This is a genomic window from Rhodoferax sp. GW821-FHT10B06, assembly GCF_059415605.1.
The window spans coordinates 268,821-294,115 of sequence record NZ_JBWKNO010000006.1; the positions used below are offsets into that span (position 1 = coordinate 268,821).

The window sequence follows — 25,295 nt, forward strand, 5'->3', positions numbered from 1 at the left end:
AGGTGGTGAAGCAAACGTAAAGATCCGGTAATTTTGCATACAAACGGAATTAGGTTTTATGTGCAGCTATATTTTCCATAGCTGCTTGCGCAGATTCCATGTGCGCCAGCCCCCTATTTCCTTCAAAACTGCCGTCCACAGCTCCAGGCTGCCGAGGTGCCTGTGCAGGGCGCTGGGGACACGGCACCCGTAATGCGATACTTAGGGCATTGCCGTAGGGATTTCCAAGCTGCTCCGCGCCATGCCGTTTTGAAGGCCGAGGCTCTGGCGCGACATCCCCGGCGGCCCTGCCCCGCATCGAAAACAACTCCAACACGTCCACCGCCCTGGGATGCGAACCGCCGCAACCGTCGCCACCACCATGCCCCCCGTCAACACGCCCCACATCAAAGGCTGGTGCCCCGGTGCGCTGCGCCCCATGCTGTCGGGCGACGGGCTGGTGGTGCGTGTACGCCCGCAGGCTGGGCGGCTCACACCCACCCAGGCAGGCGGCATTGCCGCACTATCCAACAGCCATGGCAACGGCCTGCTCGACCTGACCAGCCGCGCCAATCTGCAGCTGCGTGGCGTTGCGCCCGCATCGCACCCCGGGCTGATCCAGGGGCTGCGGGATCTGGACCTGCTGGATGCCAGCCCGGAAGCCGAAGCCCGGCGCAACATCGTCGTCACGCCGTTCTGGACGCCGGGCGACGGCACCCTGCAGATCGCCAACACCCTGGCCCTGGCCCTGGCCGCACCGGACGCACCCGACTTGCCAGGCAAGTTCGGCTTTGCGGTAGATACAGGCCCACGGACCGTGCTGCGCAGCACCTCGGCCGACATCCGCATCGAACGCAACACCTTGGGTTACACCGTGCGTGCCGATGGCTATGCGACCGTGGCCGAAGTGTCGGCAAGCGAAGCCGTGCCCGCCGCGATAGAGCTAGCCCGTTGGTTTCTGGCCCAGCGCGGCGCAACACCGGGGCACAGCCGGATGGCGGCGCTGGTGCCGCAGGCCCTCCCAGCGCAATTTCAAACGCCAATGACGACACCGGCTGCGGCCACCCAACCCCAGCCAGGCGGAGTCGCAGCAGGCTGGCTGGCCGGAGCCGAATTCGGCCAGCTCGCCGCAGCCACACTCGCCGCCTTGGCCGATCTGGGCCCGCTGCGCATGACGCCCTGGCACATGCTCTTGGTCGAAGGAGCCACCCATGCGCCAGACCTGGCCGGCCTGATCACCCAGGCCGACGATCCGCGCCTGCGCGTGGTCGCATGCACCGGCGCACCGGGCTGTCTGCAGGCTCTAGCCGCCACACGGCCCCTGGCCCGTGCGCTGGCACCCCAGGTGCCCGCCGGCCACCTGTTGCATGTCTCCGGCTGCAGCAAAGGCTGCGCCCACCCGCGCGCCGCGCTGACACTGGTGGCAACACCGGCAGGTTTTGACCTGATCCGTAACGGCACGGCATCTGCCTCCCCCGATGTACAGGCCCTGCCTACCGAATCCATTGCTTCTTACTTGTTCCCCACATTCCATGCGCCACGCATTTGAAACCGATGGCGTAGCCATTTACCGCCAGTCCTTCGCCATCATCCGGGCAGAAGCCGATCTGGCCCGCTTCAACCCCATCGAAGAGCTGGCCGTCGTCCGCATGGTCCACGCCACCGGCATGGTCGGCCTGGAAGCCCATGTACGCTTTTCCGAAGGCATGGCAGAAGCCGCCCGCAGCGCGTTGGAGGCCGGTGCACCCATCTTGTGCGATGTCCGGATGGTGAGCGAGGGCATTACCCGCAGCCGTCTGCCCGCCAACAACCAGGTCATCTGCACACTAAACGACCCCGCCGTGCGCGAGCTGGCCCAGAGCCTGTCGACCACCCGCAGCGCCGCCGCGCTGGAGCTGTGGCGGCCGCACCTGGCCGGCGCCGTGGTGGCCATAGGGAATGCGCCCACCGCGCTATTCCACCTGCTGAACATGCTGCAAGACCCGAACTGTCCGCGCCCCGCCGCCATCATCGGCTGCCCCGTGGGCTTTGTCGGCGCCGCAGAATCCAAGGCTGCGCTGATGGCCGACTTGCCGGCACCGTCACTGGTGGTGCAGGGCCGGCTGGGCGGCTCGGCCATCACCGTCGCCGCAGTCAACGCATTGGCCAGCCGGAGAGAAATCTGATGGGCCGCATCCTTTGCGCCGGGCTGGGCCCCGGTGATCCCGATTTGATGAGCGTGCGTGCCGACCGCGCGATCCGCGCCGCCGGCCATGTCGCCTACTTCCGCAAGAAAGGCCGCCCCGGCCAAGCACGGCGCATCGTCGAAGGCATGCTGGCACCAGGGGTGACCGAATACGCAATGGAATACCCGGTGACCACCGAGCTGCCCTTCGACAGCCCCGAATACATCGCCTGCCTGGCCGGCTTCTACGATGACTGGGCCGCCCGCCTGGCAGTGCTGGCGCAAACCGAAGACGTGCTGGTGCTGTGCGAGGGTGACCCCTTCTTTTACGGCTCGTTCATGCATCTTTTCACCCGGCTACAGGGCCGCGCCGCCGTGGAAGTGATACCCGGCATTCCGGGCATGGTGGGCTGCTGGTGGGCCACCGGCACACCGATCACCTGGGGTGACGACGTCTTGACCGTGCTCATGGGCACGCTGCCCGAGGCCGAGCTGCTGCGCCATATGCAATCCGCCGACGCGCTGGTCATTATGAAGACCGGCCGCAACCTGCCACGCGTGCGCAACGCGCTGGCTGCCGCCGGTCGGCTGGACCAGGCCTGGCTGGTCGAACGCGGCACCATGCCGGGCGAGCGCGTTGTGCCACTAATCGAAGTGGACGGCACCGACTGCCCCTACTTCGCCATCGTGCTGGTGCACGGCCATGGGCGCCGCCCCGAGGTACTGGAATGAGCGGCTGGCTGTGCATTGCGGGTCTTGGCCCGGGCGACCCGCATCTGGTCACACCCGAAGTCACCGCCGCGATTGATGCCGCCACCGACGTGGTCGGCTACATCCCCTACGTCGCCCGCATTGCGCCGCGCGCCGGCCTGACGCTGCACCCTTCCGACAACCGGGTGGAGCTGGACCGGGCCGCCGCCGCGCTGGCCATGGCCGCCGAAGGGCGCCAGGTGGTGGTGGTTTCTTCCGGCGATCCGGGGGTGTTTGCGATGGCCTCGGCGGTGTTCGAAGCCCTGGAAAACCGGCCTGACTGGCAGCAGCTGGACATCCGCGTGCTGCCCGGCATCACCGCCATGCTGGCCGCCGCAGCCCGCGCCGGTGCGCCGCTGGGCCACGACTTCTGCGCCATCAACCTCAGTGACAACCTGAAACCCGCCAGCCTGATCGAAACCCGCGTGCGCGCCGCCGCCGCGGCAGATTTTGCGATGGCGTTTTACAACCCGCGCTCGGCCAGCCGACCGGATACCTTTGGCCGCATCCTGGCCGTACTGCGCGAGACCTGCGGGCCTGGCAGGCTGATCACCTTTGCACGCGCCGTGTCTACGCCGCAGGAACAGATCCATACTGTCACACTGGCCGAGGCCACGCCCGAGATGGCCGATATGCGCACCGTGGTGCTGGTCGGCAATGCCGCCACGCGCCGCGTGGGGCGCTTCGTCTACACGCCGCGAACCGCAGGATGAGCCGCGATCCAGTCCATCACCTCGGCCACCGTGGCGACGGTGGCACGGGCAGGAATGAAGGGACGGTCTACCAAGATTACCGGTATGCCCAGCGCTCGCGCAGCAACCAGTTTGGCCTCTGCGCCGCTGCCACCGGCGTTCTTGGCCACCACATGGCTGATGCCATGGGCCTGTATCAAAGCACGATCGCCGTCCACCGTGAATGGGCCGCGCGCCAGCACCACCTCGGCCTGGGGCAAGAGCAGGTCCGGCACGGCATCAACCAGACGCAACAGGTAATGGTGCTGCGGACGCACCGCAAACGCGGCCAGGTTTTGCCGGCCAATCGCCAAAAACACCCGGGCCGGCGCCTGGGGCAATGCGGCAACGGCAGCTTCGATATCGGGCACATGCTGCCACTGGTCGCCAGCCTGAGCCACCCAGGCCGGGCGCTCCAGGGCCAGCAACGGAATACCCACAGCGCCACAGGCCGCAATCGCATTGCCGCTCATCTGCGCCGCGAACGGATGGGTGGCATCCACCACATGGCTGATACCCTGTGCCTGCAGCCAGGCTTGCAAACCCGCGACACCGCCAAAGCCGCCAACCCGCATGGGCAGTGGCTGTGCAACGGGCGCTTCGGTGCGGCCGGCGTACGAAAACACTGCGTCCATACCGACCGCGGCCAGGGCGCGGGCCAGCTGGCTGGCTTCTGTGGTTCCCCCCAATACGAGGATGCGTAGCATGCTTGATCCCTGGCTTTCCATCATAGGTTTAGGCGAAGACGGGCTGGCTGGCCTGGGTGATGCCAGCCGCGCAGCACTGGATGCTGCCGAAGTCATTTTTGGCGGACCGCGCCACCTGGCGCTGGCCGATGCCGGGCCGCGCGGCCAGCCATGGCCCGTGCCTTTTGACGTGGCCCCGGTGCTGGCACTGCGCGGCCAACGTGTGGCCGTGCTGGCCTCGGGCGACCCGTTCTGGTTTGGTGCCGGCGGTAGCCTGGCAGCGCAACTGGATGCAGCGGAGTGGACTGCCTACCCCGCGCCCTCCACGTTCTCGCTGGCGGCTGCACGCCTGGGCTGGCGACTGGAAGAAGTGGCTTGCCACGGCCTGCACGCCACCCCATTTGCCAGCATCCGCCCCAGCCTGCAGCGCGGTGCGCGCCTGTTGTGCCTGCTGCGCGACGGCACGGCCGTGCGCGACTTCAGCTCCTGGCTGGACCAGCAAGGTTTTGGCAGCTCGGTACTCTGCGTGCTGGAAGCCCTGGGCGGCCCGCGTGAACGCATACGCCACAGCACGGCCGCCGGTTTTGATCTGCTGGATGTCGCCGCCCCCGTGGCGCTTGCCATCGAGGTAGCAGGCGCGCTGGGCCTGCCACGCAGCGCCGGCCTGCCGGATGCAGACTTTGCCCACGACGGCCAAATCACCAAGTCCCCCATGCGCGCGCTGACGCTGGCCGCCCTGGCACCGCGCCCCGGCGAGCATCTGTGGGACATAGGTGCGGGCTCGGGCTCCATTTCGGTGGAATGGTGTCTGGCGGGTGGCCGCGCCAGCGCCGTCGAGCAACATGCCGCGCGTGTGGCCAACATCCGTACCAATGTGGAACGCTATGGCCTGGCCGGCGCCCTTTACGTGGTCGAAGGCCTGGCGCCCGAGGCGCTGGCCAGTCTGGCGCCACCGCAGGCGATCTTCGTCGGCGGTGGTTTCAATCTGGCACTGTTCACGGTTTTGCAATCCCTGGCTCCCTCTGGCTGTAGGTTGGTGGTGAATGCGGTCACGCTGGAAACCGAATCCGCGTTGACCCAGCTGCACTTGCAGCACGGCGGTGATTTGCTGCGCATCGAACTGGCCACATCCGCCCCGCTGGGCAGCATGCGTGGCTGGCAACCCGCCCGTCCGGTAGTGCAGTGGAGCATAACGCTCTGAATACGGTGGTAAAAATCGCTGGCCTGGGCTTTCGCGCCCAGGCCACAGTGGCATCGCTGCGCAGTGCCTTGCAGGCCGCTGGCGCCCATGGCATCAGTGCGTTGGCCACGGCCGAAGACAAAGCCAAAACCCCCGCCTTGCTGCAGCTGGCTGCGGAACTGGAGCTACCCGTACTGGCAGTGCCACTGGCCGCGCTGCAGCAGCAAGCCGCCAACGCCAGCCCTCATGCCCCCGCCCGCTACGGTGGCCACAGCTTGGCCGAGGCGGCAGCGCTGGCCGCAGCCGGCATAGACGCGCAACTGGTCTCGGCCCGGGGCGTATCTGCCGACCGCATGGCCACCGCAGCCATCGCGGAAAATACCCGGCTATGACTGTCCACTTCATTGGCGCCGGCCCCGGCGCCCCCGACCTCTTGACCCTGCGCGGCCGCGACCTGATCGCCGCCAGCCCCGTCTGCCTGTATGCCGGCTCCCTGGTGCCCGAAGGCGTGCTGGCTCACTGCCCACCCGGCGCCCGCATCGTCAACACCGCCCCGCTGTCGCTGGAGCAGATCCTGGCCGAGATCAGCGCTGCCCATGCCGCCGGGCAAGACGTGGCCCGCCTACATTCGGGCGACTTGTCGGTCTGGTCGGCCATGGGCGAACAGCTGCGCGGCCTGCGTGCGATGGGCATTTCCTACACCGTGACGCCCGGCGTGCCCTCGTTCGCCGCCGCCGCCGCCACGCTGGAGGCCGAGCTGACCCTGCCCGGCCTGAGCCAGTCTGTGGTGCTGACGCGCACCTCCGGCCGCGCATCGGCCATGCCCAGCACCGAGTCGCTGGCCAACTTTGCTGCCACCCAGGCCGTGCTGGCCATCCACCTGTCCATCCACGTACTGCCCCGTGTGGTGGCCGAACTGACGCCCCACTACGGCGCAGACTGCCCGGTGGCCGTGGTCTGGCGCGCCAGCTGGCCGGACGAGCGCGTGGTGCGCGCCACGCTGTCCACCATAGAAGCGGCAGTAGGCGAAGGCATGGAGCGCACGGCCTTGATCCTGGTCGGCCACACCCTGGGTGCGGAAAGCTTTGACCACAGCCGCCTCTACGCCGACGACTACGACCGCCGCTACCGCCCGCTGGGCACCGCGCCACGCTTTCCAGCAGGCACGGAATGAATATCGACCTCTGCCTGGTCGGCATAGGCACCGGCAACCCCGACCACGTCACCCGCCAAGGCGTGAAAGCGTTGAACGCCGCCGACCTCATCCTGGTGCCCCACAAAGGCGAAGGCAAAGCCGACCTGGCCGAGCTGCGCCTACAGCTGTGCCAGGAGCTGGTGACCAACCCCGCCACCCAAGTGGTGCAGTTCGACATGCCGGTACGCGACGTCAATGACCCCGACTACCCCGGCGCCGTGAACCGCTGGCACGACGCCATTGCCCAGGTCTGGCTGGCCACCATCCGCGCCCACCTGCCCGCCGGTGGCCGTGTAGCCCTGCTGGTATGGGGCGACCCCTCGCTGTACGACAGCACCCTGCGCATCGCCGACCGCCTGGCCCTGCAGCTACCGCTGAAGGTCTCCGTAGTGCCCGGCATCACCGCACTGCAGGCACTGACCGCCGCGCACGCCATCGCACTGAACGACATCAACGCCCCCGTCACCATCACCACCGGCCGCCAGCTGCGCGACCACGGCTGGCCCGAAAGCGCCGACACCGTGGCCGTGATGCTGGACGGGGCCTGCGCGTTTCAGCACCTGGCGCCGGAGGGGGTCACGATCTGGTGGGGGGCTTACCTGGGTATGGCGCAGCAGATTTGCATCGCGGGGCCGCTGGCCGAGGTGAGCGAACGGATTAAGGCTGAACGCCAGGCTGCGCGGGTGGCGCATGGGTGGATTATGGATACGTATTTAATGCGGCGTGGGTAGCGAGACTGTCGGATCTCTAGGTCTGCAATGCAGCGGTAGCTGACTTCACCCGTGCGGAACGCGGCGTCCATAAGCGGTCGTGCGACACCTGAGTTCAACGGATGGCTAAGCCGTCCGCTGCGTGTCGCGCACCCGTGATCCTGAGTGGCCATCACAGCAGGAGCGCTGCTGGCCGAGCCGATGTCGGCATGCGTCGCCGATGCCCTTCGCGGCGCGCCGATTTGGGTTTGAACCGAGGATCACGACCCGATGGCGGCGGTAAGCTCGTCTTCAAGCCATAGAATTGGAACAGCGAGGTTCCGCGCATGCGGAGGTTCGCTCGACGGGGAGGTCACGCAGCGATCAGGAGTTCGGACGGAATGGACGAAGCTAGATACGGTCAGATGATCAGGGACGGCGAGCGGAACAAGGGTGTTGCGGAGCTCATCCACAACTGGTGCTCTCATGCGCGAGTGAGCAACCAGGGCGGAGTTGGCTTGATTGCTCAGCAAACTGGATTGCCCATTGGTCACTTCTCCATGGAGTGCGACTTCGCCCCAGCCAGCGGCTTCGCCGGCTGGTACCTGGAATCGTGTGCCCTTGACTTTCATGACCGCAACTGCGCGCATTGCGACAAGCGCCAAGCGGTACGCATGCCGAATCTCTCCATCCTGGTGGGTCAGCGCGACCGCGAGGCAATCCGCCAGCAGGAAGAGGCTGATCGTGCTGAGGCGGAACTACAAGCGGCTATTGATGCACGGAAAAAGCAACGAGAGGCCCTACGCGTCGGTCAGAACGCAGCAGTTCGAGCCCTGCTTGACGACCTGGACATCCTCGACACCACCCATGCCGACGACGCTAAGACACGAGTCGTCGAGACGGTGCGGCTCGCTCCCGAAGTCCTAACGCCATCGCTCACTGACTACTTTTTTGAGTTGACCGCATCCCCGGAGGCCGGATGCCAAGACGTGGCGCTACAGGCTCTGAAGTGTGCAAAAGCTGATCCGGCCCGCCTTGCCGATGCAGCGCTGCGGTGCCTAGCGAAACGCGCCGCAGTTCAAACTGCTGCGTACATCGTAATGGAGACGCCTGAGCTAGCAGATGAACAGACAATGGAGGCGGCAGCTCCAGCGCTGATTCGCCTCGCACGAGCCCCTCGCTCCGAATTTGGCCATGGCGAGCGGGTCTTCCATCCCGATCCCTTGAAGGCCGTTTTTGCCGTCTGGCCAGAGGCCGTTTGTCGCGCAATTCAGCGCCTGCTCGATTCACGGAGCTCCTATGCCATCCGGATGGGAACCGCCGGGCTCAAGGTTCTCTCAGTTCAAGCTCCGGATCTCCTAGACCGGTTTTCACGGTCGCTTGTGACCAAGCTGACGCGTGCGCATCTACTGATCGATGACAGTGATGCCGACCGAGAAAGGCGGATGGTGTGCAGCGACCTGCAACGTGCGGTTGCCGCTGCCCTCCGCCATGCGCCTACTGAGACAGACAAATTGATCGCCACCTATTTCGAAGGTGCGACAGCGGAGGGTGAAGCTCGCCTCGTGAGGGCCTACGGCGAAATCTTCAGGACCAGTCGCACCGAAGAAGAAGCGCTGGATGGCAAGGTCGCTGCCATCGCTCTGATGCGGTTCGTGGCATGGTCTAGCACTTCGAAGAATCTCACTGTATTGACTGAAATCACTCATACGCTGAGGCCATACGGCGAGGAGATCGCTGAGTCTGTTGATGGAGTGTTGGACATTGCGCTAGGCGCAGCTGCCGTCATGGATGCCCGTCGTGAAGCGTTTGACGCCGAGCAATCGCTCAGCAAGCCGGAAAGCTTCCTCGACGTGCTGGACACGCAGAACTTTCAAACGGCGCTTTACTACTCACGAGAGGTGTTCGCAGCGATTGCGGCAGCGGCGGCAAGCAGGAGTCTGGCTGCGGCCGAGTCATACGTTGACTTCTTGTCAAGGATAGACGGCGCCCGTCACACCTTGATCGCTGTTCTGCTGGAGGAGTCGAGCAAGCTCATCGCTACACCAGAAGGTTTGCGTCTCCTCTTGCCTGAGCTCTACACGGCCATGGTGGGCACCTCAACGCTGGTGCGTGCAAGTGCTGCGGAGACGTTGGGACGCGCTGGACGGAAGCGCACCAACGATCTCCCGGAGCTGGTTCTTGAAGCATTCATCCTGCTTTTGGAAGACCAGTACGTGATTGTCCACAAGGCTGCAGCGAAGGCGCTTGAGAGCATCTCTCTCACTGGTGCGTTGGAGCAGAGAGCCGGCAGGGCACTCCTGACGCTCCTGCGCGTCTATGGCAACGAGGGAAAAGTTGAGAGTTTCCTGCTGGATTGGATGCAGCTCTACTTCCGCCGGTACACCGCTGACGATGCATCCCGTGCAAATCTGGCCCGGTGGTGCCTGAAAGTCTTGATGGGTGTCTCGGTCCACATGCACCTCAGGGACCTCACTTCGCTCTCCAAGTATCTGAAGGGCCAGCCGACCTTTGTTGATCTGGTAATCAGGGCTTTGGAAGATCCGGAGGTCAGCGACCATGGTCAGGAGGATGTCATCCGATTGCTGTACTCGATACCTGATGCCGAGGCAAGCAAGCGATCCGCGGATCTCAGCAAGCTATCGGTGCGCCGGGCAGATCGCGGCTGGTACGTGGGCGCCGTCGTTGAAGTCCTCACTCGCGTCGGGGCGTGGGATGAAGCCGTCGAGGCCATAGAATCGTCTTGGGAGGCGATCCCCGATACCGTGCCCATGAGGCGCATGAAGTGGTCCAGGCGGCTCCACGTTGTGGCGGTGCAGTTCGAGGCCGCGGTTGCTGCAGGAGATCTGTCTCGGCAGGATGCGCTGAAGGCGGAGTGGGAAGGCCTCTATCAATTGTTGAAGGAAGACCAAGAGGAATATGCAGAGAGACGCAATCCTTTCCCAGGTGTTTTTCGCCCGAATTCAGGCAGTTGAGGCGCTCCGCAAGCTCGGCGGTGGCGAGGTCGTCAGCGCGGAGCTTCTACGCCAAATCTGCACAGAGTTGGATGACGCCTCTATCAGGTATGGGCGGGCTTCGACCGCAACGATCTACGGCGCGTTCGCGGCGCTCCTGCGCATCGTGCTTTCTCTGGCTGAGTGGCGGCAAGCAGTTCTCGACGCTGCTCCAGACGGTGACCGGTTCCTGCGCAGTGCAGTGGAGCGCCACCGTCTTTGGCTCAAGGAGTTTGGTGAGAAAGACGTCGCCAAGAGCCTCGTGGATGCGTCAGCCTCATTGCAGTCGGTCGCCACCATTGCCGAGTTCGAGTCCATCTGCAAATCGCTGGCTGGCATTCCGTTGCCGATCGGTGTGTTCTCTGTGGAGCGGCCGCGCATTCCGGCCGGTCCGGAACAAGTTGAAGAGCGCCCACGGCCTACGGAGCTCTCAGTGGCCTTCGTGAAGTTTCAGCTTGGTGGCCAACCAGCGGCCAACATCCACCACCTGGTTCCGCGCGAATTGCATGACATGGAGATCGAGGTCAGAGTCTCTCGATGGCCAGAGGGCGCCACGCACCTGGTGCTGACGCCGATCTCGGCGGAGCCCAAGAGCACCTACGAGCTCTCCGAGTTCACGTTCACGAAGCCGTCCACGGAGCCGCCGTACACGCTCATCCAGACGGGTCGTGCGGCTCTCCAGATCGCACAGGGATTGAAATCGAGGCCTTTCGAGTTCAAGTACGCGGCGGCATTCCAACCCGCCAGCTCAGAGCAGCCCGTTGCTGTCGTCGGCCACCGTACGCTTTTGGTGGAGGGCTTCGACATACGGGCCAACTCGATAACAGGCTATCAGCCTGTCGACGAAAAGATCCTGTTGATCCGCGATCTGCTACGACGGGAAGGCTGGGCAAACGCCCAGGAACTGTCGGACATCCTTGAGCTACTGACCAGCCTGGGCAATCTTGCTGGGAGAGCAGTTCAAGACGCCGTGTTCGATGGCGCGTGGGGCGAGAAGGAATTCCAAGCCCAGGTTCGAAAGGACCTTCGCCGATCGCCCCGCATCGGGTCGGATCTGGAGGAGCACGCCGCGGCCGCAGGGGGCTTTACTGACTTGAGCCTTCGCGGAATCACGATCGAGCTCAAGGAGACGGGCACGCGGATCAAACAGATGGAAGACTGCCGCAAATATGTCGAGCAAGCTGCCAGCTACGCGGTGGCCAAAGGCAAGCGCGTAGCTCTGTTGTGCATTCTGGATACCAGCGCCAAAAATTCTGCGCCTTGGTCGGCGGCCGACGGCATCGACGTTTTGATGTCAGCACCGCCAGCCAACGTGGCGGTCATCACGCTCGTCATCCAGGGGAACATCACTCGTCCGAGCAAGTTGTCCCGTTGAGGCCTTAGTCGCCTCGCTGGATGTCAAAAGCGCACGATGTCGTCAGTCAAGTTTCGGGGCTGAATTGGCAGCCCTTCACAGGTTCTTGCTCGAGCCGCAGCTTTCCTTGGGGGCCTTGAAACTGACCACATCGAACAGGGAGCCGAGATGCCGCAAAGGAGTCGTTGGTGAACTTCCGCAATCAGCCTTTTGCTGACTATCCATCTGAAGCCCCATCAGCAACACATCCAAGGTATCTGCAATGGCTGGACTATGCTCCGTGCTCAATGTCCGTTGACGCATATAAGCCCCCGATAGCCTGTGTTGGCATCACTGGTGCAGTGTAAAAAACGCCTCTAGCACAGGATTTACCTGCGCCAACAGCTACTATTTCAATAGCAGCAAGAAAACCTAGCCCGCCAGCTCCAATCGGGTATCAAACGTCCCAGACACATCCAGCGGCTGTTAGATCAGGTCCACCTGCTGGCAGAAGTCCGCCCTGCCCTGCCGTCCGGCAATAGCCTGGGCGTTGATGGACATCTACATACCCAAACCTATGTGCAGCAACCGGTACTGCACGCACCCACTTCGCTCCGAAACCAGGCCTGCAGGTATGGCACATTTATTCCCATGTTCACCCGCTTCTTTCACACAACCCCACTGGCTTGGTGGGGTGTTCTGCTTCCGGCGAGTGCCGGGCTGGCCTGGCTTCTGACCGCAATACATCTACCTGCCGGGGTGCTGCTGGGCTGCATGTTGGTGGGGATTGTGCTGTCGTCCCGGGACATTCAGCTGCGCATCCCTCCCATCCTGTTTGCTATGGCGCAAGGTGTACTCGGCTGTCTGATGGCCCACAGCCTGCAGCCGTCTGCGCTGGCCGATGTGGCGATCCATTGGCCCGTTTTTCTGCTGGTGACGAGCGCGGTCATTGGGGCCAGCGCGGTGTTGGGCTGGATCCTGATGCGCCGCAATATCTTCCCGGGCACCACCGCGGTGTGGGGGCTGGCACCCGGCGCCGCCTCTGCCATGGTGCTGATGGCAGAGTCTTACGGGGCGGATACCCGGCTGGTGGCGTTCATGCAGTATTTGCGGGTGGCGATGGTGACGGCAACAGCCGCACTGGTGGCGCGCATTTTTGCCCCGCATACCGGCCCGTCCGTGGTGGCTGGCATGCACTGGTTCACCGTGGGCAACCAAGCCAATGTGGCGTTGACGATGCTGCTGGCATTTGGGGCCGCTTTGGTCGCGCGCCGGCTGCACATTCCCGCAGGCGCCATGGTGTTGCCTTTGTTGCTGGGTACCGCGTTGCAGGCGACGGATCTGCTGGTGATCGAGCTGCCGGGTGCCTTGCTGGCTGTAGCCTACGCCTTGATCGGCTGGAGCATCGGACTGCGCTTTACACGTGCCATTTTGAAACACGCATTGCGTGCATTGCCGCATGTGATGGGGTCGATTGTGGCCTTGATGGCGTTTGGAATCGTGATTGCGACCGCGCTGTCCTGGCTGTCCGGCATTGATCCGCTCACCGCCTATCTGGCGACCAGCCCGGGCGGCGCGGATTCTGTGGCGGTCATTGCCGCCACCAGTGCGGTGGATGCCAGTTTTGTGATGGCCATGCAGTTGGCCCGGTTTCTGATGGTGCTGGTGCTGGGGCCGCAGGTGTCCAAGTTTGTAGCCACCCGGGCGGCGTGAACGCACTGGCTGCCATACGCCGTTCCGTGCAGCCTTCGGGCTGAAGACATTTTCAAGCTTGCCTGCCTTCCCATGACAACATAGCCTTGGCATTATTTGTGCTGCTAGCGCAGGTTCTACGTGCGCTGATAGCTACATTTTCAATAGCATTTACCCATTTCAATCAGTCAAACCCAAGCCGGCATCCAACACCCTCGGTACGTCCAACGCCTGCTGGATCCAGCCCACCAGCAGGTAAAAATCTGCAGTTCTCTGTTGATCAGCGATGCCCTGGGTGTTGATGGGCACCCACTGCTGCTGGCGGCATTCAAACTGCAGCTTGGTGGCCTTGGGCGGGATGCCGATACTGCGGGCGCCGACCACCAGTCACGCCATTATCAGCGCTACAAGTGGCGCAAGCTGCCGACGTACAGTGCCCATTTTCTAGCAAACCAGTTTCAACAACCAACCAGCTCTCAAAGCTTACCGGGGCCACTACCCAACCCGAGATGGCGTGAGCCCAAGCGGCCATTTCGCTGGTTGCATCACTCCGCGTCGGGCTGGCGCGAAGGATGGGCCGCTGCGAAGGGCGCGAGCTGCTCGCATCTCTCGTAGATTCCGTTCACCAGCGGGCAGTCGGACAGGTCGACCCCGAACCGCTGGGCGCTGAACACCTGGGGCACCAGGCAGCAGTCGGCCATCGTCGGCGTGTCGCCGTGGCAGAAGCGCCCCGCATGCGTGCGCCGCTGCAGCTGCGCCTCGAAGGCCTGCAGGCCGACCGAGATCCAGTGCGCAATCCACTGCGCCTTGTTGTCTTCCGACACGCCCATGGCCCCGGTCAGGTACTTCAGCACACGCAGGTTGTTGAGCGGGTGAATATCGCAGGCGATGCCCAGCGACAGCTGGCGCACGAAGGCGCGGTCGGCGGCAAGCGCCGGCAGCAGGGGTGTCTGCGGATAGACCTCGTCCAGGTATTCGATGATGGCCAGCGACTGGCTGACCTGCACCTCGCCATCGCGCAACACCGGCACCAGGGACTGCGGGTTGATCGCCCTGAATGTATCAACGAACTGTTCACCGCCATGGCGGGTAAGGTGGACGAAGATCTGCTCGGCCTCCAGGCCCTTGAGGTTCAGCGCGATCCGTACGCGGTAGGCCGCCGAGCTGCGGAAGTAGGTGTGAAGAATGCGGTCCATGTTTCAAACTCCCAAATATTGATGCACGATTTCTGGCTGGCCCTGGAGTTCAGCGGACGTGCCGCCCCACACCACTCGCCCCTTCTCAATCACGAAATGCCGGTCGGCCAGGCCCAACAAGGCCTTCACGTTCTTGTCGATCACGATCTGCGACAGGCCGTCCTTCTTCAGCTCCGCCAGTGCGCGCCAGATCTCGTTGCGGATCACCGGCGCCAGGCCTTCGGTGGCTTCGTCCAGCACCAGCAGGCGCGGGTTGGTCATCAGCGCGCGGCCAATGGCCAGCATCTGCTGCTCGCCGCCGGACAGCTGCGAGCCGAGGTTGCCGCGGCGTTCCTTCAGCCGCGGGAAAAAGCTGTAGACCCGCTGCAGATCCCAGCGTCGGCCAGCGCCCTTCTTGTCGTCGCGGGCGGTGGCCACCAGGTTTTCTTCGACGTTGAGGTTAGGGAACACCTGCCGCCCCTCGGGCACCAGGGCCAGCCCATGTCTGGCAATGCGGTGCGAGGGCAGATGCTCGACCCGCGCCCCGGCGACGGACACGCTGCCCCCGCGCACCGGCAGCATGCCAAACAGGCACTTCACCGTGGTCGAACGGCCCATGCCATTGCGCCCGAGCAGCGTCACCACTTCACCCTCCCCCACATCGAAAGAAATATCAAACAAGGCCTGGGCATGGCCATACGAGGCTTGCAGACCTTTGACGGATAAAAACGCGCTCATGCTTCGGCCTCGGCTTCTTCTTCGCCCAGGTAGACCGCGCGGACTTCCGGGTGGTTGCGAATTTCATCCGGCGTCCCGGTGAACAGTATCTTGCCGTAAACCAGCACGCTGATGCGGTCGGCCAGGGCAAAGACGGCATCCATGTCGTGCTCGACCAGCAGGATGGTGTAGCGGCGCTTCAGGCGCTGCAGCAGCGCCACCACGGCGGCGGATTCCTGCGCACTCATGCCGGCCATTGGCTCGTCGAGCAGCAGGAACTGCGGCTGTGCCGACAGGCTCATCGCCAGCTCGAGCTGGCGCCGCTCGCCATAACCCAGGTCGCCCGCGGCGGCATGCAGCCGATGCGCGAGGCCGGTGGCTTCCAGGGACTCTTCTGCGATGCGGCGCGCCTCCTTGCTGGCCAGCATCGGTGCCCAGAATCTGAACGCATGCTGGCGCGAGGCGAGCGCGGCGAAGGTGGCGTTCTCCAACACGCTGAAGTCTTCGAAGATGGAAGTGATCTGGTAGGAGCGCAGCAGGCCCAGCCGGGCGCGCTCGTGGATGGGCAGCGCGGAGACGTCGCGCCCCTTGAACCAGACGCTGCCGCTGTCGGCGGCCAGCTCGCCCGAGAGCTGGTTGATCAGCGTGGTCTTGCCGGCGCCGTTCGGGCCGATGATGGCGTGAAGTTCGCCGTCGCCGATGTCGAGCGACACGGCATCGGTGACCAGCAGCGCGCCGTAGCGCTTGGTCAATGCGTCAGTGCGGAGTACGCTGGCCATCAGACAGCTCCTTTCGCGTTTACTGCGTGATGCACGCCCGCGGAGGCCGGTGCAGCCGAGACCGCCACCGGCTCGCCGCGTGCATCCCAGTCTTGCAGCAGCCCGACGATGCCGCGTTTGCCCAGCAGTGCGACGATGACGATCAGCGGGCCGAAGACCACCATCCAGTGTTCGGTGAAGCCCTTCAGCACTTCTTCCAGGCCCAGGAACACCAGTGCTCCCATCAAGGGGCCGAACACCGTGCCCAGGCCGCCGATGACCACGATAACGATCATCTCACCCGAGACCGTCCAAGCCAAAGAACTGGGCGAGGCGAAGGCGTTGAGGTTGGCCAGCAGCAGGCCGGCGACGCCGCACAGCATGCCCGACATCACATAGGCCAAGAGCTGGTAGCGCAGCACCGGAATGCCGGCCGCGCTGACGCGCCTCGCGTTCTGTTTGGCGCCGCGGATCACCATACCGAACGGCGCCACCCGCAGCCGGGCCAGGCACCAGATCGACAGCACCAGCACCACGAAGGCCGCCACATAGACATTCGTGGCGGACGACAGATCCACCGGGCCGAAACGGCTGGCGAGCGCGATAGCCATGCCGTCGTCACCGCCGTAGTTCTTCAGGCTGACGAACAGGAAATAGCCCATCTGCGCGAAGGCCAGCGTGATCATGATGAAGGCTATGCCGCTGGTGCGCAGGCTGATGGCGCCCGTAACCAGGCCGACGAAGGCGCAGACGCCCAGGCACAGCGCCAGGTGCACCCAGCCGTTGCCGACGCCATGGAAGGAGGCCAGCCCCACCGCATAGGCCCCGAGGCCGAGGAACAGCGAGTGGCCAAAGCTCACCAGGCCGCCGAAGCCCAGCGCGATATTGAGCGCGCAGGCCGCAATCGCATAGATGATGATGCGGGCAAAGAATGCGACATAAAACGGCTGACTGATGGCCTGCGCCACAAAGGGCACACTGGCCAGCGCCAGCAGCACCAGCAAGGGCACCCAGGTGCCGGGACGTGAAAACAAAGTGTGCATGGGGATTACCGGTTGGCGGGAAACAGTCCGTGCGGGCGCCAGGCCAGCACCATAGCCATCAGCAGGTAGACCAGCATCGAAGCCAATGCAGGGCCGGCCGCATCGGCAAACGAGCGTTCAGCCATCTGGCGCAGCATGAGGGGCAGGAAGACGCGGCCCATGGTGTCGACAATGCCGACAATGAGCGCCGCATAAAAGGCACCCGTCACCGAGCCGATGCCGCCGATGACGATGACCACCAGGGTGGTGATCAGCACTGATTCACCCATGCCCGACTGCACCGACAGAATGGGGCCAGCCATGGCCCCGGCCAGGCCGGCCAGCATCGCCCCCACGCCGAACAGCATGGCATTGAGCAGCCGGATGTTGACGCCCAACGCAGCAACCATGGCCGGGTTCACCGCACCAGCGCGGATCAGCATGCCGACGCGGGTCTTGTTGATCAGCAACCAGGAACCCAGCGCCACCAGCAGCCCCACCACGATGATGGCGAAGCGGTAGGCGGGGTAGCTGAAGCCGCCGATGTCGATGGCGCCACCGAGGAACTCGGGCACCTGCAGGAAGACCGGCTGGGAACCCCAGATGATGCGTACCAACTCGTTGAAAAACAGCACCATGCCGAAGGTGGCCAACACATGATCGAGGTGGTCGCGCCGGTAGAGCCGGGCTACGGCAACGAACTCCAGCGCCAGGCCCAGCAGCAGCGAGCCGCCCATGGCCGCGGCGACGGCCAGGCCGAACGAGCCGGTGTACTGGAAGGCGCTGGCCGCGAAATACGCGCCCATCATGTAAAGCGAGCCGTGCGCCAGGTTGACGAAGCTCATGATGCCGAAGACCAGCGTCAGCCCCGCCGCTAGCAGGAACAGCAGCACTCCGAACTGCAGCCCATTGAGCAGCTGCGCAAAAACAAGCGTGGCGCTCATGGGGTCACTTCAGGGCACATTGCGTGTGGTAAGCATCGACCTGCTTCGCCAGCGGCGTGGCCACCAGCTTGCCAGCGACGGCACCACCGGTCTTGACGGTCTCAAATGCGTAGTAGTTCTGCACCGGCAGGTTGTTGTTGTTGAAGGCAAAGGGGCCACGCACGGACTTCACTTCATCGCCAGCGGCCTTGACGGCGGCAGCCAGAGCGGTCGCATCGCCGGGCTTGGCCTTGGCCAGTGCAATGTTCAGGATGTTGGCTGCGTCATAGGCAGTGGCCGCGTAGGCGCTGGGCGTGCGCTTGTACTTGGCCTCGAACGCGGCCACGAATTTCTTGCTCTCCGGCGTGTCCAGAGACGCATCCCACATGGCGCCGCTCACGCTGCCGATGGCGGCATCGCGCAGGCCTGGCAGGGTCGTTCCGTCCACCGTGAACACCGAATACAGGGGCAACTTGCCCATCAGGCCAGCCTGCGCCATTTGTTTGACGAAATTCACCCCCATACCGCCGGGGTAGAACACAAATACCGCGTCGGGCTTGGCCGCCTGCAGCTGCGCCAGTTCGGCCGAGTAGTCGGGCTGGTTCACCTGGGTGTAGACCTCGTCAACGATCTGGCCCTTGAAGTAACGCTTGAAACCGGTCAGCATGTCCTTGCCAGCCTGGTAGTTGGGCGCCATCAGGTACACCTTCTTCACGCCCTTGTCCTGCGCAAACTTGCCCATGGCCTCAGCTGCACCGTCGTTTTGCCAGGCGGTGGAGAACACGTTGGCCTTGCAGCCCGCGCCCGCCATTGGCGACGGGCCCGCGTTGGTGGCGATGGCCACGGTACCGGACTCGACGATGCGCGGCAGGCTGGCCATCAGCACGTTGGAGAAGCTCAAGCCCACAATGGCATCGACCTTGTCCTTGTCGATGAACTTGCGCACGATCTGCCCGCCGATCTCGGGCTTGAGCTGATCGTCTTCCTTGATCACTGTCGTGGCCTGGCCACCGAGCTTGCCGCCGAGCTGCTCCAGCGCCAGCATGAAGCCGTCCACCTGGTCCTGCCCGACAACCGCCACCGGCCCGGATAGGGGTGCCATGAAACCGATGGTCGCTGCCGTGGCGAAAGGGCTTGCCACTGCAAGCGTTGCACCACTCAGGGCTGCGAATGCGGTACGGCGAATAGAGGTCTGTAATGTCTTCATTGTTTTGTCTCCTGGAATAAAAGTGGGGAACGGAACACGGCCGAGGCAAGTCCTCAGTCGCTCAACTTCAGAAAAACCCGGCCACCTTCTATGCGGACCGGGTAGCTGCTCACGTCTTCGACAATGGGCGCGCAGGTGCCGCGTCCATTGCGGATGTCGAACTTGCCCTGGTGCAGCGGGCATTCGATTTCATACCCGTCGAGAAAGCCGTCGCACAGGCGTGCGTGGCCGTGGGTGCAGATGTTGTCGGTGGCGAACACGCTGCCTTCGACCTTGTACAAGGCGATGTCCTTGCCGGCGACCTGCAGACCGATCACGTCGTCTTCGGGCACGCCGTCTTCGTCGATGGCGTCAATCCATTGGGAATCACTCATGGCAATCACTCACGGAATTTAGATGGGATAGATGATGGAGTTGGGGATCATTTCGCTGTCGTACACGCAGTGGCGCGATGCGAACTTCAGCCCCGCGGGGGTGCGCACGATCACATCCAGGTAGCGGCCGACGTTAAAGACGGTGGATTCCTGCGACAGCTTGGTGCGGAACACGGCGTAGTTGGCTTCGGTCTCAAAACGCTCGGCTTCGACTTTGTGGACCAGCGGCGCACCGACGACGTGGCGCTGGTAATACGGATCGTGGAACAGCGTCTCGCGGATGCCGTAGGCGCGATCTTTGAGCATGCCCTTGCTCTCGAAGAACAGCGTAGCCAGCGGAAAGCCGCGCTCGTGGTTCTCGCGCGGAATCAGCTTGTAGATGCAGTCGTCGGTGAAGAACTCGGGCCACAGGTCCCAGTCGCCGGAATCAACGGCCTGGGCGTAGTCGGCGTAAAGCTGCGAGATCTGCAGGTAGTCGGCGAAGACTATGTTCACAGCGGTGCTCATACGTCCGCCTCCATCACTTCGCGCCAATATGCGTACATGCCGCGGATCAGCGTCTCGGTGACCATGTGGTCGGTATCCTCAACCATGCGCCCGCCCAGCTCGGCCAGGGTGCGGTGAAAGGGCTTTTGCTCGAAGCCCTGTTGCGAGAACTCGATGACCTCGCCATCGTCGGCCGACACGAAGCCAGCCGGGCCGAACAGGTTGGCCTGGCGCAGGCGGCGCTGCGTCATCTCTTCGCTGTCGTCCTCGAAGCCGAAGTGTGTCCAGACGAAATCGAAGGCGCCGTGGCCATCGGGCTGGATGTGCCGCGTCGACACGCTGTTAACCTGCTGCTGCAGGATGACGCTGGGAAACAGCGTCATCATCACTGCGGTTGGCCCATTCCACCAAGGCTCGGGCACGATGTCGAGAAAGCGCGGGTCATTGAGCGCCATGCTCTCCTTGAAGCTGGACACCTGCGTGACCTGGTCGGCCCGGCCGGACTGGCCGCGAGTGGAGATCATGGCCGCGTGGCGGTGCCGGGCGTCCATCTTCAACTCACTCTTGTTGTCGGCGCGCCAGAGGCCGAAGGTGACGAACCAGGTATGCAACAGGCCGGGGTGGTAGGGGTCCTTGATGTTCTCCTGCATCAGCTTCCAGTTGCCCGGGATGCGCTGGCGGTTGTAGCCCAGGATCTTCAGCTTGCGCCCGTCGAAGAGCCGGTCGAAGTAGCCGAGGATGACCGGGCCCACAAAATCCTCGAAAGACTCGATCTCTTGGTCAAAGCTGGCGAAGACGACGCCACCGCGCGTGGCCACCTTGAGTTTGGTCAGGCCGTGGTCGGTGGTCTTGAAATCCGCGGGCATGCCGCCGTTGACCTTGCCGTCCTGCTTGACGCCGCGGCGAAACGGCACACCCTGCAGATCGCCCTTGAGGGTGTAGCTCCACTGGTGGTAGGGGCAGACGAATTCCTTCTTGTTGCCATGGCGTTCGCGGCAGAACTGCATGCCGCGGTGCGCGCAGACGTTTTCGACCACGCTGATGCCACTATCGGCATCGCGCACCATGATGACCGAACGTTCGCCCACTACCGTGCGTTTGTAGTCGCCGGGGTTGGGCACTTCAGCCTCCAGGCCGACGTAGTTCCAATGCGCCTTGTAGAAGAAACGATCAAGCTCCTTCTTGTGTTGATCGGAGTCGGTGTAGGCCATGAAGGGAATGCGGCTCGTGCCTTCTGACTCCCAATGGATCTTGACGGGAAAAGTGGGGGTGGATGGGGTCATGGCCTGTCTCCTTGGATCAAATGCACGGCCGCTGCTCAGGTCCCGACGGTCACCGTGATGCCGGCCAGGCCGGCGATGTCGCCCTGCATCACGTCACCCGCCACCACCGCATTCACCCCTTCGGGCGTGCCGGTCATGATGAGGTCGCCAGGCTCCAGGGTTTCGTATTCGCTGAGATAGGCGATGCACTCGGACACCGACCAGATCAGCTTGGCCACATCGGACGACTGGCGCGCGCCGCCGTTCACGAGGACGCTGATGGCGCCCTCGGCGATGTGCCCCACATCGGCCACTTTTGAGATGGCCCCGATCGGTGCCGACAACGCAAAAGACTTGCCGAACTCCCAGGGCCGGCCCTTGTCGCGCGCCTCCAGCTGCAGGTCGCGGCGCGTCATGTCCAGGCCGGTTGCGTAGCCATAGACGTGGTTCAGTGCATTGGCCTGTGCGATGTTCTTGCCGCCCTTGCCGATGGCTACGACGAGCTCGATCTCATGGTGGAAATTGGCGGTCTTGGGTGGATACGGAATGCGCGCAGGCGAGGCGGCATCGACCGCCGCGTTCGCAGGCTTCATGAAGAAGAAAGGCGGATCGCGGTCAGGGTCCTTGCCCATTTCACGCGCATGCGCGGCGTAGTTGCGGCCTACGCAAAAGATGCGGTTGACCGGAAAGCGTTCGGCTATGCCGGCCACGGTGAGCGAGATGACGGCTGCGGGTGGGATCACGTAGTTCATGGGGGGTGTTCTCGAAGGGAAAAGGGGAAATCAGTTGCGCTGTTCGCGCCACAGGCCCAGGGCCTGCTGCACCGGGCGGTCGGAATAGCTGAACAGCACGGTCTCGGGGCCGGCGCGGAACTGGTGGCTGTGCCAGGAGGGCACAACGATCACGTCGTTCTCGCCCAGGCGGAAGCTCTGGCCCGCCACGCTGGCCTCGGCGCTGCCGCGCAGGCACACGTACACCGTGCCGTCTGTGCAGCGGTAGGGCCGCGTCTCGAAGCCGGCGGGAATCAACTGCGAGAACGCAGCCATCGTCGGCATGGGGGAGCGGCCGGTGGCCGGGTTCACGTAGCGCTGCTTGTGGCCGAAATGGGCATCGGGTGTGCCGCTGGCTATCGCCTGCAGCGAGGCCAGCGTGCGCTCCCAAGGGTAGACAAAAACCTTGGTCGACTCCGCAGGCTGCTGGTAAAAATCAACCGGAACCATGTTGGCGCCATAACGCGCCAAGGCGTCGCCTTCGGGGCGGACCACGGCCTGGTAGGCGCTGTCGCTCTTCTCGGCAAAACCGGCGTCGAGGAAACGCACGATGGGGATGTCGAGGCCATCGAGCCAGACCACCGGCTCATTGCCGAGGTTGCCATGGTCGTGCCAGGTCCAGGCCGGGGTGATGATGAAGTCGCCACGGCGCATGGTGGTGCGCTCGCCGTCGACCGCGGTGTAGGCGCCCTCCCCGTCCAGCACCAGGCGCAGCGCGGACTGGGTGTGGCGGTGGGCCGGCGCGACCTCCCCCGGCATGATGAGCTGCAGCCCGGCATACAGCGACTGCGTGATGCAGGACTGACCGCGCAGTGCCGGGTTCTCCAGGATCAGCACGCGCCGCTCGGCCTCTTCCGCGCTGATCAGGCGGCCTGCCTCCATGACGCTGTCGCGCACAGCGGCATACTTCCACTGGTGCGGCACGGCCGGGGACTTGGGCTGGTGCGGCACCAGCGCGCCAAGCACTTCCCACAGCGGCGTCATGCTGTCGATGCCGATACGGTCGTAGTAGGCCTTGCGTTGCTGCTGGGCTGCGGGGTCGAGATTGTTGGCGTTCATGAAAAATCCTGCAAGGGGTACGACTCAGGTGCCGCTGGCGTAGAAGGCATCGGCGTAGATCTGCGAAGGCAACACGCCCATCTGGCGCACCAGCACTGTCGTGGCCTCCACCATGGGCGGTGCGCCGCAGAGGTAGGCGCGAAAGCCTTCGAGACTGCGCCAGTCCTCGGCGATGGCTTCGGTCACCAGGCCTGTGCGGCAACCCGGCGCTGTGCCCGAAGTCACCGCCACATGCACCTGCAATTGCGGATGCTGGCGCCGCAGCGCGTCCAGCCATTCGCGGCCATAGATGTCGCGTTCGGAGCGCACACCAAAATACAGGTGGATCGGGTTCTGCATGCCTTCGGCGATCACGCCGCGAATGATGGACAGGATGGGCGCCAGACCGGTACCGCCAGCAACACACAACATTGGACCCTCGTGCTTGCGGCGCAGATAGGCCGAGCCTAGCGGGCCGCTGACTCGCACCGCATCGCCCACCTTCAGCGTATGGGCGATGTAGCCGGTGACGCGGCCGTCGGCCACCAGGCGCACATGAAATTCCAGTTCGCCGTCGGCATGCAGGCCGGCCATCGAATAGGGCCGAATATGCTCGGGCGTGAACTGGAGTTGGGCGTACTGCCCCGGAGAAAACTCGATCGGCTTGGCCAGCTTCAGGCGAATGCGCTTGATGTCGTGGGTCTGGTCCTCAATGGCGACCACGGTCGCCTTGACGATCTTGGCGGGGTGCACCACCACCTCGTCGGGCTCGGGAATCTCGACCGTGCAGGATTCCGTGAGGAAGGTTTGGCAGGCCAGCACGTAGTGCTCGTCATCCGCTCCCGGGCGCTGCGTTTCGCGGCCCGACTCGAGCACCTCGCCTTCGACCACCTTGCAGCGGCAGGTGCCGCAGCGTCCGGCCAGGCAGCTGTACGACACCGGCACGTCGTTGGCGCGCAATGCGTCCAACAGGTTCACACCGGCATCGACGCTGATCCGACGCTGCAGGGGGCGCACAAAAATTTCCATGTTCTTTTGTCTGTCCGTTGTCTCGTGGGGAAATCCGGGCGGCCATGCGTCCATGCATCGCTGCTCTGGGGTGATGATCGGCGGCACCATAAAATCAGTCAATGCAATGAGATCAATGATCTATATCATTTAAATCAATATTAAAGTGAGACCCAAATGGAGCTGAAAGACATCGACCTGAACCTGCTGGTCATCTTTAACCAGTTGCTCAAGGAGAAAAGAGTTTCCAAAGTGGCTGAGAACCTGGGCCTGGGCCAGCCCGCCGTCAGCAACGCGCTCGCGCGCCTGCGCAAGCTGTTCGGCGACGAGCTCTTTCTGCGCACTCCGACCGGCATGCAGCCCACGCCCTTTGCCGACCAGTTGGCGGAGTCGATCGGCTATGCGCTGGGCATGATCCACAGCGCCGTGAATGCGCGCAGCTCTTTCGACCCGGCCCACAGCAAGCGCAGCTTTTCCGTGGGCATGACCGACATCGGTGAAATCTATTTCCTGCCGCGGCTAATGCAGCGCATCCAGGAAGTGGCGCCTTCGGTTTCGATCAGCACCGTGCGCAACACTGCCGTCAACTTGAAGGACGCCATGGAGGGTGGCCAAGTCGATCTGGCCATCGGGCTGCTGCCACAGCTCAAGGCCGGGTTCTTTCAACGGCGCCTGTTTGTCCAGCGCTACGTCTGCCTGTTCAGGAAGGGCCATGCCCTGGACAAAAAAACCATCCGTGAGTCAGAATTCTTCGCGGCCGACCATGTGGCCGTGGTCTCGGCCGGCACCGGCCACGGCAAGGTCGATGAGATCCTCGACAGCAACTCACCCCAACGGCGGGTGAAACTCAAAGTCCCGCACTTTGTCGCGATTGGTCACATCCTGCAGACCACCGACCTGATTGCTACCGTACCAGAGCGGCTTGCCGAGCGCATGGTCGAACCCTTCAACCTCAAATACGTCACGCATCCGGTAAAGCTGCCACAGATTGGCATCAACCTCTTCTGGCATGCGAAGTACCACAAGGACCCGAGCAACCAATGGCTACGGGGTTTGATAGTGGATATGCATGCCGACTGATTGCATCTAAGAGCGGCTAACAAAAGCGTGTCATCGTCAAATGCACATCGTGCGTTTGACGCGGGATGGGAAAGAACAGAAAC

The 25,295-nt window shown here is 63.7% G+C and carries 26 protein-coding genes; 12 read left to right on the forward strand and 14 right to left on the reverse strand.

The genetic code is table 11. The annotated features are described in order from the left end of the window. Positions 1-331: 331 nt before the first annotated feature. Genes cobG through cobJ form a run of 4 tightly spaced genes read left to right on the forward strand, consistent with a single transcriptional unit; the run spans position 332 to position 3,606 of the window. Positions 332-1,528 (forward strand): precorrin-3B synthase, encoded by a 1,197-nt coding sequence (gene cobG, locus AC07O2_RS12465; RefSeq protein ID WP_495076060.1) that lies wholly within the window; start codon positions 332-334, stop codon positions 1,526-1,528. Beyond that, positions 1,512-2,144 carry a precorrin-8X methylmutase gene (locus tag AC07O2_RS12470; RefSeq protein WP_495076061.1) on the forward strand — a complete coding sequence of 211 codons (633 nt, stop codon included), beginning with the start codon at positions 1,512-1,514 and terminating at the stop codon, positions 2,142-2,144. Before cobG ends, AC07O2_RS12470 begins: the two co-directional genes overlap by 17 nt. Further along, on the forward strand, positions 2,144-2,875 hold the full coding sequence (locus AC07O2_RS12475; RefSeq protein ID WP_495076062.1) for a precorrin-2 C(20)-methyltransferase: 732 nt from the start codon (positions 2,144-2,146) through the stop codon (positions 2,873-2,875). The genes AC07O2_RS12470 and AC07O2_RS12475 overlap by 1 nt, the downstream gene beginning before the upstream one ends. Continuing rightward, positions 2,872-3,606 carry a precorrin-3B C(17)-methyltransferase gene (gene cobJ, locus AC07O2_RS12480; RefSeq protein ID WP_495076063.1) on the forward strand — a complete coding sequence of 245 codons (735 nt, stop codon included), beginning with the start codon at positions 2,872-2,874 and terminating at the stop codon, positions 3,604-3,606. The genes AC07O2_RS12475 and cobJ overlap by 4 nt, the downstream gene beginning before the upstream one ends. On the opposite strand, the gene AC07O2_RS12485 is transcribed toward cobJ, so the two are convergent. Further along, the gene (locus AC07O2_RS12485) at positions 3,582-4,331 is read right to left on the reverse strand and encodes a cobalt-precorrin-6A reductase (protein WP_495076064.1); all 750 of its coding nucleotides are present in this window, start codon (positions 4,329-4,331) and stop codon (positions 3,582-3,584) included. The genes cobJ and AC07O2_RS12485 overlap by 25 nt on opposite strands. Here AC07O2_RS12485 and cbiE point away from each other — a divergent pair. From cbiE to AC07O2_RS12520, 7 genes are all read left to right on the forward strand, one after another. Further along, positions 4,330-5,511 carry a precorrin-6y C5,15-methyltransferase (decarboxylating) subunit CbiE gene (gene cbiE, locus AC07O2_RS12490; protein ID WP_495076065.1) on the forward strand — a complete coding sequence of 394 codons (1,182 nt, stop codon included), beginning with the start codon at positions 4,330-4,332 and terminating at the stop codon, positions 5,509-5,511. The genes AC07O2_RS12485 and cbiE overlap by 2 nt on opposite strands. A 5-nt stretch (positions 5,512-5,516) precedes the next feature. Then, a complete protein-coding gene (locus AC07O2_RS12495; RefSeq protein ID WP_495076066.1) occupies positions 5,517-5,882 on the forward strand; it encodes a cobalamin biosynthesis protein in 366 nt (121 codons plus the stop codon). Then, positions 5,879-6,664: a precorrin-4 C(11)-methyltransferase gene (gene cobM / locus AC07O2_RS12500; protein WP_495076067.1), complete on the forward strand. Its 786-nt coding sequence runs from the start codon at positions 5,879-5,881 to the stop codon at positions 6,662-6,664. Before AC07O2_RS12495 ends, cobM begins: the two co-directional genes overlap by 4 nt. Then, the gene (cobF, locus tag AC07O2_RS12505; RefSeq protein WP_495076068.1) at positions 6,661-7,416 is read left to right on the forward strand and encodes a precorrin-6A synthase (deacetylating); all 756 of its coding nucleotides are present in this window, start codon (positions 6,661-6,663) and stop codon (positions 7,414-7,416) included. The genes cobM and cobF overlap by 4 nt, the downstream gene beginning before the upstream one ends. A gap of 359 nt (positions 7,417-7,775) precedes the next feature. Continuing rightward, a complete protein-coding gene (locus AC07O2_RS12510) occupies positions 7,776-10,349 on the forward strand; it encodes a hypothetical protein (RefSeq protein WP_495076069.1) in 2,574 nt (857 codons plus the stop codon). Continuing rightward, positions 10,294-11,742 (forward strand): hypothetical protein, encoded by a 1,449-nt coding sequence (locus tag AC07O2_RS12515; RefSeq protein ID WP_495076070.1) that lies wholly within the window; start codon positions 10,294-10,296, stop codon positions 11,740-11,742. Before AC07O2_RS12510 ends, AC07O2_RS12515 begins: the two co-directional genes overlap by 56 nt. A gap of 609 nt (positions 11,743-12,351) precedes the next feature. Next, positions 12,352-13,413, forward strand: coding sequence for an AbrB family transcriptional regulator (locus tag AC07O2_RS12520; RefSeq protein ID WP_495076071.1), 1,062 nt, complete (start codon positions 12,352-12,354; stop codon positions 13,411-13,413). Positions 13,414-13,572: 159 nt separating this feature from the next. Here the strand turns inward: AC07O2_RS12520 and AC07O2_RS12525 are convergent, their stop codons facing one another. From AC07O2_RS12525 to AC07O2_RS12585, 13 genes are all read right to left on the reverse strand, one after another. Further along, complete coding sequence (locus AC07O2_RS12525) at positions 13,573-13,776, reverse strand: hypothetical protein (protein ID WP_495076072.1); 204 nt, start codon at positions 13,774-13,776, stop codon at positions 13,573-13,575. Between the two features lie 161 nt (positions 13,777-13,937). After that, positions 13,938-14,588, reverse strand: a complete 651-nt coding sequence (gene maiA, locus AC07O2_RS12530; protein ID WP_495076073.1) for a maleylacetoacetate isomerase — start codon at positions 14,586-14,588, stop codon at positions 13,938-13,940. A 3-nt stretch (positions 14,589-14,591) separates the two neighbouring features. After that, positions 14,592-15,305 (reverse strand): ABC transporter ATP-binding protein, encoded by a 714-nt coding sequence (locus AC07O2_RS12535; RefSeq protein ID WP_495076074.1) that lies wholly within the window; start codon positions 15,303-15,305, stop codon positions 14,592-14,594. After that, positions 15,302-16,063 (reverse strand): ABC transporter ATP-binding protein, encoded by a 762-nt coding sequence (locus tag AC07O2_RS12540; protein ID WP_495076075.1) that lies wholly within the window; start codon positions 16,061-16,063, stop codon positions 15,302-15,304. The genes AC07O2_RS12535 and AC07O2_RS12540 overlap by 4 nt, the downstream gene beginning before the upstream one ends. Continuing rightward, the gene (locus AC07O2_RS12545) at positions 16,063-17,085 is read right to left on the reverse strand and encodes a branched-chain amino acid ABC transporter permease (RefSeq protein WP_495076076.1); all 1,023 of its coding nucleotides are present in this window, start codon (positions 17,083-17,085) and stop codon (positions 16,063-16,065) included. The genes AC07O2_RS12540 and AC07O2_RS12545 overlap by 1 nt, the downstream gene beginning before the upstream one ends. 5 nt (positions 17,086-17,090) lie before the next feature. Next, positions 17,091-18,008, reverse strand: coding sequence for a branched-chain amino acid ABC transporter permease (locus AC07O2_RS12550; protein WP_495076077.1), 918 nt, complete (start codon positions 18,006-18,008; stop codon positions 17,091-17,093). A gap of 4 nt (positions 18,009-18,012) precedes the next feature. Next, entirely contained in the window at positions 18,013-19,194 is a 1,182-nt protein-coding gene (locus AC07O2_RS12555) for an ABC transporter substrate-binding protein (protein ID WP_495076078.1), read from the reverse strand. A 53-nt stretch (positions 19,195-19,247) separates the two neighbouring features. Continuing rightward, positions 19,248-19,568, reverse strand: a complete 321-nt coding sequence (locus AC07O2_RS12560) for a non-heme iron oxygenase ferredoxin subunit (RefSeq protein WP_495076079.1) — start codon at positions 19,566-19,568, stop codon at positions 19,248-19,250. An 18-nt stretch (positions 19,569-19,586) separates the two neighbouring features. Beyond that, on the reverse strand, positions 19,587-20,075 hold the full coding sequence (locus AC07O2_RS12565; protein ID WP_495076080.1) for an aromatic-ring-hydroxylating dioxygenase subunit beta: 489 nt from the start codon (positions 20,073-20,075) through the stop codon (positions 19,587-19,589). After that, a complete protein-coding gene (locus tag AC07O2_RS12570) occupies positions 20,072-21,337 on the reverse strand; it encodes an aromatic ring-hydroxylating dioxygenase subunit alpha (RefSeq protein WP_495076081.1) in 1,266 nt (421 codons plus the stop codon). Before AC07O2_RS12570 ends, AC07O2_RS12565 begins: the two co-directional genes overlap by 4 nt. A 35-nt stretch (positions 21,338-21,372) precedes the next feature. After that, positions 21,373-22,068, reverse strand: a complete 696-nt coding sequence (locus AC07O2_RS12575) for a fumarylacetoacetate hydrolase family protein (protein WP_310341064.1) — start codon at positions 22,066-22,068, stop codon at positions 21,373-21,375. A gap of 30 nt (positions 22,069-22,098) precedes the next feature. Continuing rightward, a complete protein-coding gene (gtdA, locus tag AC07O2_RS12580; RefSeq protein ID WP_495076082.1) occupies positions 22,099-23,145 on the reverse strand; it encodes a gentisate 1,2-dioxygenase in 1,047 nt (348 codons plus the stop codon). Positions 23,146-23,169: 24 nt separating this feature from the next. Next, positions 23,170-24,153 (reverse strand): 2Fe-2S iron-sulfur cluster-binding protein, encoded by a 984-nt coding sequence (locus tag AC07O2_RS12585; protein ID WP_495076083.1) that lies wholly within the window; start codon positions 24,151-24,153, stop codon positions 23,170-23,172. 156 nt (positions 24,154-24,309) lie between these two features. Between AC07O2_RS12585 and AC07O2_RS12590 the strand changes: the two genes are divergently transcribed. Continuing rightward, the gene (locus AC07O2_RS12590; protein WP_495076084.1) at positions 24,310-25,212 is read left to right on the forward strand and encodes a LysR family transcriptional regulator; all 903 of its coding nucleotides are present in this window, start codon (positions 24,310-24,312) and stop codon (positions 25,210-25,212) included. Positions 25,213-25,295: the final 83 nt, after the last annotated feature.